The sequence below is a fragment of the Erysipelatoclostridium sp. MSK.23.31 genome (assembly GCF_019125875.1).
In the GTDB taxonomy this organism is placed as follows: domain Bacteria; phylum Bacillota_I; class Bacilli_A; order Erysipelotrichales; family Coprobacillaceae; genus Thomasclavelia; species Thomasclavelia ramosa.
On the sequence record NZ_JAHOCB010000002.1, the window covers coordinates 15,274 to 30,817 of the forward strand.

A 15,544-nucleotide genomic window follows, 5' to 3' on the forward strand; every position below is an offset into this window, starting at 1 on the left:
TCCTTATTAGTAATGATTACTATTTGATTATACATCTTTTATTTCCTATTGTAAACCCAATTTAGAAGATTTAACCGTTCACTATACGATAACTCATCTAATTATCCCCGTTTATAAAAAATCTATTAAGATTTCATTTAATAACTTAATTGATTCACTAGTTGCATGTAAATAATCATTTTCAATTACTAACGTTTTCATCTTCAAATGTTTATCAATAGCAGTTTGATAAACATCAACTGCTCTAAAACCATATCTCTTTTCAAATTCTTTTAAATCTAAGCCTTTCACCAAACGTAATGACATCATTAAATGGTTAAACATCGTTTCTTCTTTAGAATTAATCATCTTTGTGATTGTATTTTGACGACGTAAATAAGCATTTAAATTACGATTATGTTCTATTAAGCAATCATCAATTTTTCCACTGGCTCCTACCCCAATTCCATAATAGTTATCATACTGCCAATAAGCTAGGTTATGAAGTGACTCATATCCAGTTTTCGCAAAATTACTGATTTCATATTTATGGAAATCTATTTGTTCTAAAGATTCCTCTATCAATTGAGTGATTTTCGATTCCACCTCTTCATCAAGCGGTTGATAATTTAGATTTTTCAAGACAGTATGATCTTCTAAAATTAGTGAGTAGTAAGAAATATGCTCGATCGGTAACTGTCTAACCTTAGCTAAATCATTTTTTATATCCGTAATCGTTTGATTAGGCAAACCATACATAAGATCAATTGAAATATTATTAAAACCAATTTTGCGTGCATAATCGATAATCCGCTCAACTTGTATACTCGTATGCTGGCGATTAATCTTTTTTAAAAGGATATCATTAAATGTTTCAACCCCGATACTTAAACGGCTAACACCACCTCTTTTTAAAATATCTAATTTATAATAATCGATACTTTCTGGATTAACTTCTATGGACACCTCTTTAGTCTCACTACTTATGTATGGTTTAATAATATCCATCAGCCATTCTAATTGTTCATCATTTAAACTGCTCGGTGTTCCACCACCAATATATATAGTCTTTAGCGGCTCTGTAATATTTAAAGCTTGAAGTTCATGTTTTAAAACCGCCAAATAATCATCAGCTTGATGTTCGTTATAAAAAACTTTACAAAAGTCACAATATGCACAAATTTGTTCACAAAAAGGAATATGCAGATATAATGAATTAGTCTTCATTTTCAAAACCAAATTCTTTAGCCAAACCACCTAAAGAAGTTTCCTTATACGCACTATTTAAATCTTTTCCTGTTTCTTTCATCACCCGAACAACCGCATCAAAAGAAACTTTATTTTTTCTCAAGTAACCCAGCTGCTTAGCATACATCGCCGCATCCATTGCTCTAAGTGCACCAAAACCATTACGCTCAATACAAGGAATTTGAACATAGCCGCCTACAGGATCACATGTTAAACCAAGATTATGTTCTAAGCCCATTTCACCAGCATATTGAATCAGATTATTATTAAGTTCTAAAATCCAGCCATAAGCAGCCGCTGCCATTGCACAAGCACTTCCGATTTCTGCCTGACAACCACCATCAGCGCCAGAAATAGTTGCATTTGTTTTAATAACATTGCCAAATATTCCAGCTACTGCTAATGCTTTTATAATCTCTTTTCGAGGAATTTCTAATTGTTTGTAACAATAATATAAGACTGCTGGTAAAACTCCGCTAGCTCCACATGTCGGTGCAGTAACAATACGATGTCCACTGGCATTTTCTTCACTAACCGCATAAGCATAACTACTAACTAATAAGCGATCTCGTTCTCCACTACGACGTGTGTTGATTGCTTGTTGATACATTGATTTAGCAACTCTTTTCAATCCCAGTTTTCCTGGAATAACTCCCGTTGTTGATAATCCAGCTTCAACACAAGCAAACATTGCATTTAGTACTTCAAATAAATAAGCTTTAAAATGCTCATCTTCATACTCGATTGTATAATCATATAAATTGATTCCTTTACGATCACAATATTCTAAAATTTCCGTTAAATTACCATGCGGATATACTTGCTTAGAAGGTTGCAAAGAACTATCATCATACATTAAAGCTCCACCACCTACTGAATAAACTGTAATTTTATCAAGCAATTGATTTTCCCGATATATTTCAAAAATCATCCCATTTGGATGTTTAGGTAATGCTGTATTAACAAAGTGTATCTTAACACTATCTTTACCTAAAGTTTCTTCAATAATGTAATCTGTTAAATGGCCTTTCCCTGTCAATGCTAACGAGCCATGTAGATATACTTCAAAATGTGTAGCCTGAGGATAGGTTTCCTTAACCTTTAATGCCGCTCTTTGTGGTCCCATCGTATGGGACGAAGATGGTCCAACCCCAATTTTATATAACTCTCTTAATGATTCCATAATACCTCCTAAATTCTTACCATAAATAATTCTAAACCCATTTTTTTATCCATTTTACCTGTTTTGATTTCTACATCAAGACGTGATAAATCATCTAAACATTGCAATAATTCATTTAAATCAAAATCTTTTCCTTCTTGACGAACATATTTTAATCGGTAAGGATTAACTCCCAGTATTTTTCCAATTTCTTTATCATTATAACCTTTACGATCCAATAATTTAACTTGGTAAATTAGCCGCATTTGACCCGCTATAAGAACAATCAACTTAATTGGTTCCTCATTTAAAATCATTAGATCATGATAAATCGAAAACATTTTTCTTCGATCTTTTTGAAGAATCGCACTAGTTAATGCAAAAACATTTTCATCCAACGGCTTACTTACCAATTCATCAACAATATCATATGTAATATGTTTGCTGTACAAACATAGTTTTTCCACCTCAAGAGCAACATTATTCAAACTATCTCCTAAACGACTCAATAATAATTCTAATGCATCATCATCGATCGTTGCATCTCGACGTCTGATTGCTTGACGTGTACTGTCTGATAGCTTATAATGATTAACTTTATCTATTTCAAAAAATTGTGCTTGTTTACGTAAATTTTTAACAATTTTTTTACGCTCATCAAAATCTTTACCAACATGATAAATTACAAATATTACTTCTTCACTATTAATTAAACATTTTTCAAAATACTCTAACTCATTATTATCTTTTTTTACTTTCTTTGTCGTTAAAAAATAAGGGTTTTTCAACACAACCATTTTCTTGTCGGTTAAAAAAGGAGGTGTGATCAAATCTTCATAAACTTCTTCTAAACTATCTTCATTAGCCCGATATGTTGAAATATTCATATTATCCTCATTACAATCATATTCTTTTTTTAAAGACTGTAATTTTTGTTCCATCAAAAAACTTTCTTCACCATATATTACAAATATCATTTATCGTTCCTCCAACAGTAATAATTATAGACTATTTAATCATTAAAGTCATTGAAAATATAATTATCATTACCATAATAAACAATCTTCACCATGCCCATTTCATCACTACGATAAACCTTTACTCCATAATCATTTAAGCGGGTAATTACATCATCATGGGGATGACCATAATAATTATCTTTACCACAGCTAATTAGGGCAATTTTAGGTTTTATTGCATTTAAAAAAGCTGCACTAGTCCCCGTATTACTGCCATGGTGGGAAACCTTTAATACATCAATTTTAAGCTCTGGATAATCGTTGATCAACTGTCGTTCTACTGCATTGGATATATCCCCTGTAAATAAATATTTCAACTTATTGATCGTTACCAACAAAACTAACGAACTATCATTATTATCTGTTGATTCAGGTGTTTTCAGTATCTCAATTTCTACCTGCCCAATTTTAAATTTATCTTGGTATGATGTAATAGTATGTCCAATTTCAATTTGATCCGCAAGTGACTGATAAGCTCCACTATGATCAAAATCATCATGAGAAATAAAAACATGATCTAATTTAAACACTCCTACCGAACGTAAATATGGTACTAATGTTAAAGCAGCTAGATCTTTATTTCGCAATCCCCCAGTATCGATTAAAATATTTCCTTGATTATAAGGCTGTTGAATAAAAAAACAATCACCTTGACCTACATCAATCATAACCACTTGACCAAAAGTCTGATAGTATGGTTTAAAATAAAACATGATCACTAAACTTAGCAGTAATAGAATCTCACGGTGAATTCGCTGTTTAATATTTATTTTGACTATTAATTTAAAATAAATATAGTAATATCCTAAAATAAAAAATAAAGATGGTTTAGAAAAATTAATAAAAAAAGAGAAGTCCGTACTAAAAACAACAATATTATCTAGAACTTCAATTACTAGACTAATAACCGGTTTAAAGAAATTACCAAAAATCACATATAACCATAGCAGTTGATATAACACTGAAATCAGTGGTGTTAAAATAATCCCTAAAAACAATGACAGTATATTAATTCGATATTGAATCGAAATAACGATTGGTACGCTAGCTCCATAAACTATCTCATTCAGGTACCTATGATGATTAATCAAAATAATTATTAAATACATAAAATAGGAAAAAACAAAAGATAAATTATAAATAATATATGGATTCATAAATACAAAAAACATAGCAACAAGACTAAAGCAGTCTAATTGATTTAGATACTTTTTAAACAAAGTCATCAAAAGCATTACTAAATACGCCCGCATAAAAGAAATATTATATGGAATAATATACATATACACACCAATTATAATTAGACTGAGGTAATTAATTAAATATTCCGGTAATAAAAAAATTAATACTTTTTTAATCAACCTTCTTAATATATGAATATGTAGTCCTGACAAAGCAAACAAATGAACAATCGACAACTCTGTTAATTGATGATAATAATCATTGATCATTTCATCTCTTATTCCCAAAATAAACATGCTTGCATAACTATTAACTAGCTCTTTACCGTCTATTCGTTTTTGAAGTTTTTGAAAAAGCGTATTATGTTTTTGACTATTTATAAGGCGTAGTAAAGATGCATTATTAGTAATCCCTTGACTATACAAATAGTTACGATAATCAAATGCGTTATCGTTTGTTGCACGACTAATTTCAAAATAATTAACCTCAATTTCTAATTCATCACCAACTTCATAGCCAATAAACTCACCATATACTTTGATCTTTGTTTTTGTTGTTTTCAATACAATGCTCTTTTCATCCCTACTAATTATATACCCGCTTATAATTGGTTCATCGGTCGGCTGAGGCCACCTAATAAACACTAAAAAGAAAATCATAACCAGCCCTATCGTTACAAGTCGTCCCCACCCAAAATGACGAATTATAAAGAACGCATAAATAATTAAGAGCACTAAAAAAACTGGATGAATCAACATGACCAAAACACCTAACAAACATGCTACCGCATAGTAAATCAAATGATATCTTAAAGACATAATAACTCCCTTATTCGCAAATAAGTTTTTTCTCCTATCCCTGATACTTCTTTTATCTCTTCGATGGTAGCAAATGGGTGTTCATTACGATAATCAATAATTTTATCTGCAGTTTTTGGTCCAATTCCCTTAATCGTCATCAATTGTTCTTTTGATGCATGATTTAAAGAAATTAAATTTTTATTTATAGGGATATAAAAAACTGTTTGGCTATCCAAAACAGTTTTTTGATCAAATCCATAAACATTATCAGTATTTAATGCTTTAAATACATCTTCGATTGTTGGTGAAGAATTAAATACTAAAGTTTCATTATACTTACCTTCAACAATTATTTTTACTTGTGGATCTGATTCAATTTCATTTAATGATGTTTCAGGCAATGTAAATGAATAAACAGTTGAGATAATTAAAATAATTAACAAACCAATAATTTCATGTTTTTTCACAATACCTCCACAAAAAAAGACTGTAAAAACAGCCTTATTCATCAATATTTATATTTAAATGTTTATATGCTTCACTCGTTGCAACACGACCGCGAGGAGTTCTCTTTATCAAACCGATTTGAAGAAGATAAGGTTCGTAGACATCTTCTAATGTTTGTGGTTCTTCTCCAATTGAAGCTGCCAGAGATTCCAAACCTACCGGTCCCCCCTTAAAGCGATGAATGATTCCTAACAAGTATTTATGATCCACATCATCTAGTCCTAATTGATCTACTTTAAGACGATCTAAAGCCTCAATCGTCCGCTCTTTACTGATAATTTCTTCACCGTTGAACTGTGCAAAATCTCGAACCCGTCTAAATAATCGATTAGCAATACGCGGTGTTCCGCGGGAACGCATCGCCAAAGCCGATTTAGCGTCATCATCCATTGGCATTGAGTAGACACGACTGGTCCGATCAATAATCGTTTTTAAATCCGTTTCATCGTAATATTCCAGTTTAGAAATAATTCCAAAACGGTCTCGTAATGGTGCTGACAGATCACCAGCTCTAGTTGTTGCTCCAACTAAAGTAAATGGCGGTAAATCAATTCTTACTGAACGTGTTGATGCTTCTTTACCAATCACTACATCAACACAAAAATCTTCCATAGCTGGATAAAGAATTTCTTCAACCACTTTATTTAAACGATGAATTTCATCAATAAATAAAACATCACCCGGTTCCAATGCTGTTAGAATAGCAACTAAATCACCAGTTTTTTCAATACTTGGACCAGTTGTAATTTTGATATTTGTCCCCATCTCATTAGCAATAATCATTGACATCGTTGTCTTTCCTAGTCCAGGAGGCCCGTACAATAACACATGATCTAGTGATTCGTCACGCAGTTTAGCTGCCCCAACAAAAACTTTTAGATTTTCTTTTAAGTTAGTTTGACCAACATATTCATCGAATGATGAAGGACGCAAACTACTATCATCATCAATAACATTTGCATCAAGAATCTCATTCCTTGTCATTTTCTACCTCCTACTTTACTAATAAACTTAAAGCTCTTTTTACATAACCGTTAGTATCTAGTTTTTCATTTAATAGGACTGCCAAAGCTTTATCCACTTCAGATTTTTTATAACCTAGGGCAATTAATACTTCAGCCGCCTCGTCTAAATCATTATTATTTATCAGTGTTGTTGCTGTTGGTGTATTTTTAAACTTACCTTGAAGATCTAAAATAATCTGCTGCGCTGCTTTTGGTCCAATTCCAGGAATTTTCTTTAAATATGCTACATTCCCTGTTTCAATTGCACTTATAATGCTTGTTACATCACCAGTAGCTAAAATTCCTATCGCTGTTTTACAACCAATCCCTTTGACCAGAATTAATTTTAAAAACATTTCTTTTTCTTCACTTGTTTTAAATCCATATAATAATAATGCATCTTCTTTAACTTGTTGGTAAAGAAAAATCTTTATTTCTTTACCTCGTGTATATTCATATGGATTATTGACATATATCAAATAACCAATTCCACTATTTTCTACAACAATATGATCAATATTCATCTCAACTACCGTACCAATTAAGTAACTATACATTCCCTACTCCTTCACATTTACTATTATACAGCACATCGTACTGTTTTTTATCTCAAAATCGTTTCAAACCATTCTCAACAATTATAGCATTGTAAAAGAAAAAAACCAACTAGTATTACTAGCTGGTTACTCATAAAAATCAAATTCAAACTCACCGATAGCAACATTATCACCATCTTGAGCTCCGGCATTTCTAAGTGCATCATCAACACCCATATTACGCATTTTAATCAATAGTCGTTTTAATGAATCATCACTTACTAACGATGTCATTGCCACCATTCTCTCGATCTTCTTGCCAGTAATTTGCCAATTACCATTACCTAAATTATGTAATTCAAATGGTTTATCTTCCTCATCACCCATTGTATAAAGAACAGTATGTTCAACTTCATCTTCCATTGTGAAAGTTGGTGCAGTAGCTAACGCATCAGCAACCGCATATAAAACCTGATCTACACCATCATGAATAATAGCACTAATTGGGAAAATCTTAACATCTTCACCAACCTGTTTTTTAAAACGAACTAAATTTTCTTCAGCCCCATCTTCATCCATTTTATTTGCTACAACGATTTGAGGACGTTCTAATAAACGATATTGATATTCACCAAGTTCTTTATTAATAGTAACATAATCCTCATATGGATCACGGCCATCGACTGCTCCCATATCAACAATATGAACGATTACTCGACAACGTTCAATATGGCGCAAGAATTGATGCCCCAAACCTTTACCTTGAGCCGCTCCCTCAATCAATCCTGGTAAATCAGCCATAACAAAACTACGTCCATCTTTTACTTGAACCACTCCTAAATTAGGAACGATCGTAGTAAAATGATAATCTGCAATTTCCGGACGTGCTCGTGAAACAACTGATAAGAGTGTTGATTTACCTACTGATGGAAAACCAACCAATCCCACATCCGCCAATAATTTCAATTCACAAATAAGATCGAAATTTTCACCAGGTTCACCACGCTCACAAATTTGTGGTGCAGGATTCCGTGAAGTTGCAAAACGCGCATTTCCGCGACCACCACGGCCACCTTTAGCAATTACAACACGTTGCTTATCTTCGGTTAAATCCGCCATGATCTGCCCAGTTTCTTCATTAAGAATCATTGTTCCAACCGGTACTTTAATGACCGTATCAATAGCATCTTTACCATGCATTTTTTTAGCCATCCCATTTTGACCAGATGGTGCCTTATATAATCGATTATATTTCAAATCTAACAAAGTTGATAATGAGGTCGTCGCTTGAAAAATCACACTTCCACCACGACCGCCATCACCTCCAGCTGGACCACCTTTTGGTACATGGGCCTCACGTCTAAAAGCTACTGTCCCGTCACCGCCTTTTCCAGCTTCAACTCTAATTTTTGCTTTATCAATAAACTGCATATATCCACCTCTTTTCATCTCTTTATTATTATGATACAAATAATCAGTTATTAGTACAAGAAAAAATCCCTTTGCAGGGATTTTAATTATGCAGCTGGGTAAACAGAAACTTGTTTTCTATCTCTACCAAGTCTTTCGAATTTTACAACTCCATCAACTGTAGCAAATAAAGTGTCATCTCCACCTTTTCCTACATTAGTACCTGGATGAACTTTAGTTCCTCTTTGTCTATAAATAATAGACCCTGCAGTACAAAATTGCCCGTCAGATAATTTAGCTCCTAATCTTTTTGATTTAGAATCACGACCATTTTTAGTTGACCCTACCCCTTTTTTAGAAGCGAATAATTGTAAATCTAATTTGAACATCATATGTTACACCTCCACTTTAGATATCTTAATAAATCGACCATAGCTTTCAACCATCGTTTCTAAAGTTACAACAAGTGTCTCTAGCACCACTTGACAAACTTCATCAGTATGATTGACAACTACATTTATATATCCTTCATTAATCTCAATCGTTCCTAAGCCTTTAGCTAAGAATCCTTTTTTTGCAAGCATATTCATTGCTCCAATACCAACAGTAGAAACACCAGCACAAACTAAATCTTTACCATATTCTCCACTGTCAGCGTGACCTGTAATACTAAGATTAACAATTTGATTATTATTTTGTTTTACTAAAACCTTAATCATTTGATTAAGCTTCTGCAGTTTCTTCAGCAGCTTTTTTAGCAGTTTTATTAATTGTATTGATTACTAATTTTGTATAAGGTTGTCTATGACCTTGTTTTTTGTGGTAATGTTTTTTAGCGTTATATTTATAAATAACAACTTTCTTTTCTTTACCTTGTTTTTCAACAGTAGCTTCAACAGTAGCACCTTTTACATAAGGAGCACCTAATTTCATTGTTTTATCGCCTACAGCTAATACTTTATCAAAAACAACTTTTTCTCCTGCTTCAACATCTAATTTTTCTACAAAGATAGTATCTCCGGCTTCAACTTTTAATTGTTTTCCACCTGTTTCAATAATTGCGTACATATCGCACCTCCTATAATATTCTAAGACTCGCCAACCAAGGCAGCATTGCTTTAATACCTTTTATGTGCGGTTGTAGCTAGAGGTCTACAACATATGCATTATATTATTTTTACCCATCAAAGTCAATTACTTTTTAAGTTTTTTATTAAATATTGAAGTACTTCTTTTTCACTATAACCATTCCCACCAATCAAATAATAATTTTCATATGGGCGGTAAAAACGGTAGTCATGATTAATTTTAAGCCGATGATATTGATTATCATGCATCCTTTTCAAATATAATCTGATAATTATATAACGGAACTCTTTAATATATTGATAATTTATATAGAGCAAATAAAAATAAACTAAGATATATCCCATTTGATTATATAATACAATCAAAACTGATAAAGAAAAAATTGAAACTTTAATTTGTAACTTGACTGCTCGATAATAATCTTTAAATAATGAAAAAACTAGTAATAATATTTTTGATCCATCAAGAGGATAAATCGGTAAGAGATTAAAAACAAATACTAATTGGTTAACTGCCAATAAATATTCGCTATCAAAAAATACTTTTATTACTATAAACATTCCCAAATGAGTAGATAGACCCGCCATGACTATTACCAGTTCTTCAATAATATGATGAGTCCCATAATCATTTAAACTCAAAAAAGCTCCAAAAGGGAAAATCTCAACTTTCTCAATTTCAAAATTAAATTTTTTAGCAAAATAATAGTGTCCAAATTCATGAGTACAGACAATAAACAAAGCACTCAAATAAGCAAATAAATTGTCATTTAACCAAGCAGCGATTAGATAAATCAAAGTAAAAGGATGGATATACCAATCACTCCATCCTTTGATACTCTTCATAACTAATTTCCTTACCTAAATGTTCAAACTGTAAAACAAACTGATCTTGATAACTGCCTAAAACCATCCCTTGATCTACCTCGTCATACAATGTCACCATTACATTATCAATATTACTATAAGTAATTTCTACATCATTCTTGCCTAGAATTACTACATATCCGCTCAAGTTTTCATCATTACCAGTTGCAATTACGCGCCCAGCTTCAATACTTAATACCTCATTACTATTATTTTTATAATAGTCATCTTTAACATGCTGATACTCCACGCCACTAGAAACACTAACATCATCACTTGGCAAAAAAGAAAATAAATTATCAGATATCCAGCTTGTTACCGCTTTATAATTAGTATCATTCAAAATCATTTTCTTAATATTAGAATCCGGATTGATTTTAATATATGACATTGATACTAAAACCACTAAAATTACGACCATAAACTTTACCATAAAATTATAGAATCGCTTAAAATTATCATCATTTAATGGCTTTTTATTAGTACCCCGGCGCTTTTGCATTCTTTTTCTTACATCATCTAGATTACTCATTCTATCACCTATTCCATTATATGAATCTGATGATATTAAAGACGTTAATTATGAATAAAAAAATCGACGAATTAAACTTTTCTTTTTATATTTAGCATAAGGTACTTGCTGCCCGAGTATGCGCTTTGAAATATTAACAAAACAGCTATGTAATAAATGTTGATTATTTAAGAAAATCGGCACACCACGATTATTAGCTTCAATCATATCATGGCTATCGTAAACAATCCCTAGCAGCGGTAATGATAAAATCTCTTGAGCATCTTCCACCGTTAATGAGCGAGCTCCTTCAATATCATCAACATTAACTTTATTAATGATCATATTAATAGTATTAATTCCCTTTTTCATCAATAAACCAACAACGCGATCGGCATCACGTAATGATGATACATCTAAATTGACAACAACAATTGCTTCATTAGCTAATGAAGCAGAATATTGAAAACCTTTTTCGACTCCAGCTGGACTGTCCACAATAATAAAATCATAATCTTTATTTAATCGTTCAATTAATGAATTCATTATTTCTGTATCTAGATTTTCAAATGATAAAGATTTACATGACGGTAATAAGCTCAATCCATCTATACGCTTATCCTTAACTAATACTTGTTCAATTGTACAGCGGCCTTCAACGACGTCATTTAAATCATAAACTACACGATTTTCTAACCCCATCATCACATCCAAATTCTTCAATCCAAAATCACCATCAATTAAACATACTTTAAATTTTGAAAAAGCTAAGGCACTAGCCAGATTAACGCTAACACTACTTTTACCTACCCCACCTTTTCCGGAAGTAACTACAATAACTCTAGACATATATCATATCCCCCTTATCTAAGAATATTTCGTTGTCCTTATAATAAAGCATCGTAAGTTCATAACTTGTATAATTTCGTCGAGATACCCCATTAATTCTAACATGGGCATTTTTAAAGAATTGTCCACTAATTTTTGCTCGAGCATTTAATCCCTCAACCAATCCACTGACGCGCCCCATTACATACAACTTTCCTTTAAATCTAACAATAGCTCCGGGATTAACTTGACCAATAATCAAAGCATCTTGATCCAATTCTAAAATTTCTCCAGCATGAACAGTTTTGTTGATTACTTTAATCTTATTTTTCTTCTCTACTTTGGCCATATTGATTCCATCAAACAATAATACCTGCTTACTAAATAATAAATCCAATAATCTTAATAATTCATGAATACTTAAAATTCGACTTTTAAAATCAAAAAAAGCCCTCGGATAATAGCCATCACTTTTAAGCAATGGTGATTCCAAGAGACTTTCCAATTCATTCATTAAACTATTAAAATCTTGATTATCATCTAAAACAAAAACTAGATGATTATTAACTCCTTTTACTTTGATATGCATTGACTTTACCCTCGAATCCTAATTTCTTGTGGATAAAATATACTGGTGCAATCAATAATAAATTAGCTCCTAACGTCGGTAAAAGACGATTTGTCAAGAAAGCTACGATTGATAGCTGCGTAACATTTGTTATCCACACTAACCAATATATCACAACTTCTTGGGCGATTATTGTCACAATTACGGCGATAAACATCTCTAAAAGGGTATAAGTTGCTAATTTAGTATATTTCTTTCCAAAAAAAGCATAAACACAATAAAGCAACACATAAATCAGTAAACTATTTGCGTAGACAATCGCATAATAAAGTCCAGTCACAGTTGCAAATATGTATCGGTGTTCATCACCAATTGTATTATTCAGCAATGTGAACATCATCAAACTAACACAAGGAACAATTGTTATTCCTAATTTATCAAAATTATACGGTAAATAATAACTAATAATGCTATCAACAACAAAACTTAATGCCATCACTAGATAATAACGATATAATTGCTTATTCATTACTATCGCTCCTAAATACTACCGCAACATATGACAGATCATTAAAATCTGCTGCCGGCTTAACTCTAATTGTTTTTGATGTTCCATCTTCAGAAACAATAGAACTTTCTACAGTTCCAATATAAATTCCTTTAGGCGCTTTCCCACCTAAGCCAGAAGTTATTACTTTGGCATTATCTTCAAATTTTTCAACATCACTAAATAGAGTAATTTCAAAACATTTTGACTCAATGTCATAACGATTTAAAAGTCCATAAACATTTTGATCACCATTAATAACTTGAATCGGTAATGCAGAAGTAGGATTCTCTGCTGTTAATAACTGAACTCGCGCCGTCACTTCTGTAACCGAAGTAACCTTACCAATCATTCCTTTTGAAGAAATTACGACCATATCTTTGCTAACTCCAGCCAAACTTCCTAAATCAATTGTAATTTCGTTATTCCAATCATCACTTTCACGAACAAATGATGTTGTCTTAACATTATAATCAGTTGGCAAATATTCAATATTTAGCATCTTTTTCAACTCATCAATCTCTTTTGAAAGAACATCAGTATTAACTTCGACACTGGCATAAGATGATAATTTTGCTTTTAAAATCTTATTTTCTTTATAAACATCTTTTAACTCATTATATTCACTAAATAAATTACTTACAAATTCAACTGGTTTTTTTACTACATAATACTCTATTGCAGCAATCGAATCGCTGACCATTCGCTCAAGTCCCCCTTGGGTTCTTGAAAATACCAATGATATAGTAGAAAAAACAACAATTGCTACCGTTATAATTAAAACTATTCTCTTATTTCTTTGTTTTTTACGATTATTCAAATTACCACCTCACATCCATATCATTATAAGGCATTAATATAAAATAATCAATTATCTTTAAACTTCAATAATCTTATTTGAAGCAAAACTATAAAATCTACTACGACCAATAATTAAATGGTCAACTACATCTATATCTAATTCTTTTGCCATACTATATAGGCGCTCGGTTGCTTCAATATCTTCAATTGATGGTTCAGGATTACCTGAAGGATGATTATGAACGACCATCACACGATTACTACCACAGATCAATGCTTCTTTAAACAGCTCTCTCCCACTAATAATAGATATGTTATTCCCACCAATAAATACGGTTTTTTCTTTAATTACCTCTAAGCGTGAATTTAAACATAATACAATCACTTTTTCCTGCTGTTCAAACATTAATTGATTTTTCAACAATTCATAACCATCACGCGGTTCTTTAATAGCTGACATAGCCACAGGCTGTTTATCCAAACGTTTAGCAATTTCAATAATAGCTAAAACTTCTATTGCTTTAGCTTGTTTGATTCCTTTAATCTGAATCAACTGATAATAATTGATATCATGCAAATAACGAAAACCCCCAATTTCATTTATAACACGTTGAGCCAATTCAATCGCTGATTCTTGCTTATTTCCAGTTCTTAAGACTAATGCTAATAATTCAATATTATTTAGGCTTTCAATTCCGTGATGGAAGGCTTTTTCGCGCGGTCGTTCTTCCAATGGATAGTTTTTTAATTTCATGATCCTAATTCTTTAATAATTGCTTCATAATCTTGTTTTTCAATAACCTCTTTAAAACTACTTTCGAATTTCGTTTGTTTTATTACACATGTGATTCCACTTTCACTAATTGTATTCCCCATGTCCTTTGCCTCCTTTTCATCCAAAAACACACCTGTTATCACTACGAAATTATTATCTTTTTGATACTTATAATTCGGTTTCCCTAAATCTGATAACTTTTTTATCATTTCATTAGCGTTTTCATCTTGTTTATATATTCCTACTTGAACTATGTAAGTATTAATATAACTATTGATCGTTGAAAAAAACTTCAAATAGATTCCACAAAAACAAATTGATAAAGCAACTGCTAACACTACTACAAGTCTTACTATTTTCATCTTGCACCTCCAAATCTAGTATATGTTAGCAGTTTATAAATATGCTCAATTAACGTGTAATTGAAAAACGTTTTCTTAATAATTTAGCAACGCTATAACCAGCAGCTACAGCTACTAAAGAAATCACATAAACAATCGCTCCGCCACCATTGATCTTTTGCTGAGATGTAATCGATAATTCTTTCATTTTAACGCCACTCGATTGAAATAATTTTAGGAATCGATACACGTCCAGCCCCCGAACGAAACATCTTATAAATTGCAGTTCCAATTACGACACAAAAGAAAAATCCCGTAACACCACCGCCCATTACTTCCATTTGCATACATTGCTGTAATTCATTCATTTT

At 31.8% G+C, this 15,544-nt stretch carries 21 protein-coding genes and 1 other annotated feature; all 21 genes read right to left on the bottom strand.

Annotated features, from left to right (window positions below):
* Window positions 1–111: 111 nt before the first annotated feature.
* The 21 genes from hemW to KSU54_RS01530 all read right to left on the bottom strand — a co-directional run bounded on the left by hemW (window position 112) and on the right by KSU54_RS01530 (window position 15,541).
* Window positions 112–1,206, bottom strand: coding sequence for a radical SAM family heme chaperone HemW (gene hemW, locus KSU54_RS01430; protein ID WP_226814519.1), 1,095 nt, complete (start codon window positions 1,204–1,206; stop codon window positions 112–114).
* Window positions 1,196–2,410, bottom strand: coding sequence for an L-serine ammonia-lyase, iron-sulfur-dependent, subunit alpha (locus KSU54_RS01435; RefSeq protein WP_003536723.1), 1,215 nt, complete (start codon window positions 2,408–2,410; stop codon window positions 1,196–1,198). Before KSU54_RS01435 ends, hemW begins: the two co-directional genes overlap by 11 nt.
* A gap of 8 nt (window positions 2,411–2,418) precedes the next feature.
* A complete protein-coding gene (gene holA, locus KSU54_RS01440) occupies window positions 2,419–3,366 on the bottom strand; it encodes a DNA polymerase III subunit delta (protein WP_003536721.1) in 948 nt (315 codons plus the stop codon).
* A 35-nt stretch (window positions 3,367–3,401) separates the two neighbouring features.
* On the bottom strand, window positions 3,402–5,408 hold the full coding sequence (locus KSU54_RS01445) for a ComEC/Rec2 family competence protein (RefSeq protein ID WP_009009002.1): 2,007 nt from the start codon (window positions 5,406–5,408) through the stop codon (window positions 3,402–3,404).
* Entirely contained in the window at window positions 5,399–5,857 is a 459-nt protein-coding gene (locus KSU54_RS01450) for a ComEA family DNA-binding protein (RefSeq protein WP_224209011.1), read from the bottom strand. The genes KSU54_RS01445 and KSU54_RS01450 overlap by 10 nt, the downstream gene beginning before the upstream one ends.
* 34 nt (window positions 5,858–5,891) lie before the next feature.
* Window positions 5,892–6,881: a Holliday junction branch migration DNA helicase RuvB gene (ruvB, locus tag KSU54_RS01455; RefSeq protein ID WP_003536715.1), complete on the bottom strand. Its 990-nt coding sequence runs from the start codon at window positions 6,879–6,881 to the stop codon at window positions 5,892–5,894.
* Window positions 6,882–6,891: 10 nt separating this feature from the next.
* Window positions 6,892–7,458: a Holliday junction branch migration protein RuvA gene (gene ruvA, locus KSU54_RS01460; RefSeq protein WP_003536713.1), complete on the bottom strand. Its 567-nt coding sequence runs from the start codon at window positions 7,456–7,458 to the stop codon at window positions 6,892–6,894.
* Between the two features lie 126 nt (window positions 7,459–7,584).
* Window positions 7,585–8,868: a GTPase ObgE gene (gene obgE / locus KSU54_RS01465; protein ID WP_008791487.1), complete on the bottom strand. Its 1,284-nt coding sequence runs from the start codon at window positions 8,866–8,868 to the stop codon at window positions 7,585–7,587.
* 86 nt (window positions 8,869–8,954) lie between these two features.
* Window positions 8,955–9,239, bottom strand: a complete 285-nt coding sequence (gene rpmA, locus KSU54_RS01470; RefSeq protein WP_008791486.1) for a 50S ribosomal protein L27 — start codon at window positions 9,237–9,239, stop codon at window positions 8,955–8,957.
* 3 nt (window positions 9,240–9,242) lie between these two features.
* Complete coding sequence (locus tag KSU54_RS01475) at window positions 9,243–9,566, bottom strand: ribosomal-processing cysteine protease Prp (protein ID WP_003536709.1); 324 nt, start codon at window positions 9,564–9,566, stop codon at window positions 9,243–9,245.
* Between the two features lie 4 nt (window positions 9,567–9,570).
* Window positions 9,571–9,915: a 50S ribosomal protein L21 gene (gene rplU / locus KSU54_RS01480; RefSeq protein ID WP_003536708.1), complete on the bottom strand. Its 345-nt coding sequence runs from the start codon at window positions 9,913–9,915 to the stop codon at window positions 9,571–9,573.
* Between the two features lie 13 nt (window positions 9,916–9,928).
* Window positions 9,929–9,997 (bottom strand) — a sequence feature (ribosomal protein L21 leader region).
* 40 nt (window positions 9,998–10,037) lie between these two features.
* Complete coding sequence (locus KSU54_RS01485) at window positions 10,038–10,781, bottom strand: site-2 protease family protein (RefSeq protein ID WP_003536707.1); 744 nt, start codon at window positions 10,779–10,781, stop codon at window positions 10,038–10,040.
* Entirely contained in the window at window positions 10,756–11,334 is a 579-nt protein-coding gene (locus KSU54_RS01490) for a M23 family metallopeptidase (RefSeq protein ID WP_117791884.1), read from the bottom strand. Before KSU54_RS01490 ends, KSU54_RS01485 begins: the two co-directional genes overlap by 26 nt.
* Before the next feature lie 48 nt (window positions 11,335–11,382).
* Window positions 11,383–12,162, bottom strand: a complete 780-nt coding sequence (gene minD / locus KSU54_RS01495; RefSeq protein WP_003536705.1) for a septum site-determining protein MinD — start codon at window positions 12,160–12,162, stop codon at window positions 11,383–11,385.
* Window positions 12,155–12,730, bottom strand: a complete 576-nt coding sequence (locus tag KSU54_RS01500) for a septum site-determining protein MinC (RefSeq protein WP_003536704.1) — start codon at window positions 12,728–12,730, stop codon at window positions 12,155–12,157. The genes minD and KSU54_RS01500 overlap by 8 nt, the downstream gene beginning before the upstream one ends.
* Window positions 12,705–13,238, bottom strand: a complete 534-nt coding sequence (locus tag KSU54_RS01505) for a rod shape-determining protein MreD (RefSeq protein WP_003536703.1) — start codon at window positions 13,236–13,238, stop codon at window positions 12,705–12,707. Before KSU54_RS01505 ends, KSU54_RS01500 begins: the two co-directional genes overlap by 26 nt.
* The gene (gene mreC, locus KSU54_RS01510) at window positions 13,231–14,076 is read right to left on the bottom strand and encodes a rod shape-determining protein MreC (protein ID WP_003536702.1); all 846 of its coding nucleotides are present in this window, start codon (window positions 14,074–14,076) and stop codon (window positions 13,231–13,233) included. The genes KSU54_RS01505 and mreC overlap by 8 nt, the downstream gene beginning before the upstream one ends.
* A 57-nt stretch (window positions 14,077–14,133) precedes the next feature.
* Window positions 14,134–14,811, bottom strand: coding sequence for a RadC family protein (radC, locus tag KSU54_RS01515; protein WP_003536700.1), 678 nt, complete (start codon window positions 14,809–14,811; stop codon window positions 14,134–14,136).
* Window positions 14,808–15,194 (bottom strand): SPOR domain-containing protein, encoded by a 387-nt coding sequence (locus KSU54_RS01520; RefSeq protein ID WP_003536698.1) that lies wholly within the window; start codon window positions 15,192–15,194, stop codon window positions 14,808–14,810. Before KSU54_RS01520 ends, radC begins: the two co-directional genes overlap by 4 nt.
* Window positions 15,195–15,243: 49 nt before the next feature.
* The gene (locus KSU54_RS01525) at window positions 15,244–15,381 is read right to left on the bottom strand and encodes a hypothetical protein (RefSeq protein WP_003536696.1); all 138 of its coding nucleotides are present in this window, start codon (window positions 15,379–15,381) and stop codon (window positions 15,244–15,246) included.
* 1 nt (window position 15,382) lies between these two features.
* Window positions 15,383–15,541: a hypothetical protein gene (locus KSU54_RS01530; RefSeq protein ID WP_008791484.1), complete on the bottom strand. Its 159-nt coding sequence runs from the start codon at window positions 15,539–15,541 to the stop codon at window positions 15,383–15,385.
* Window positions 15,542–15,544 lie beyond the last annotated feature (3 nt).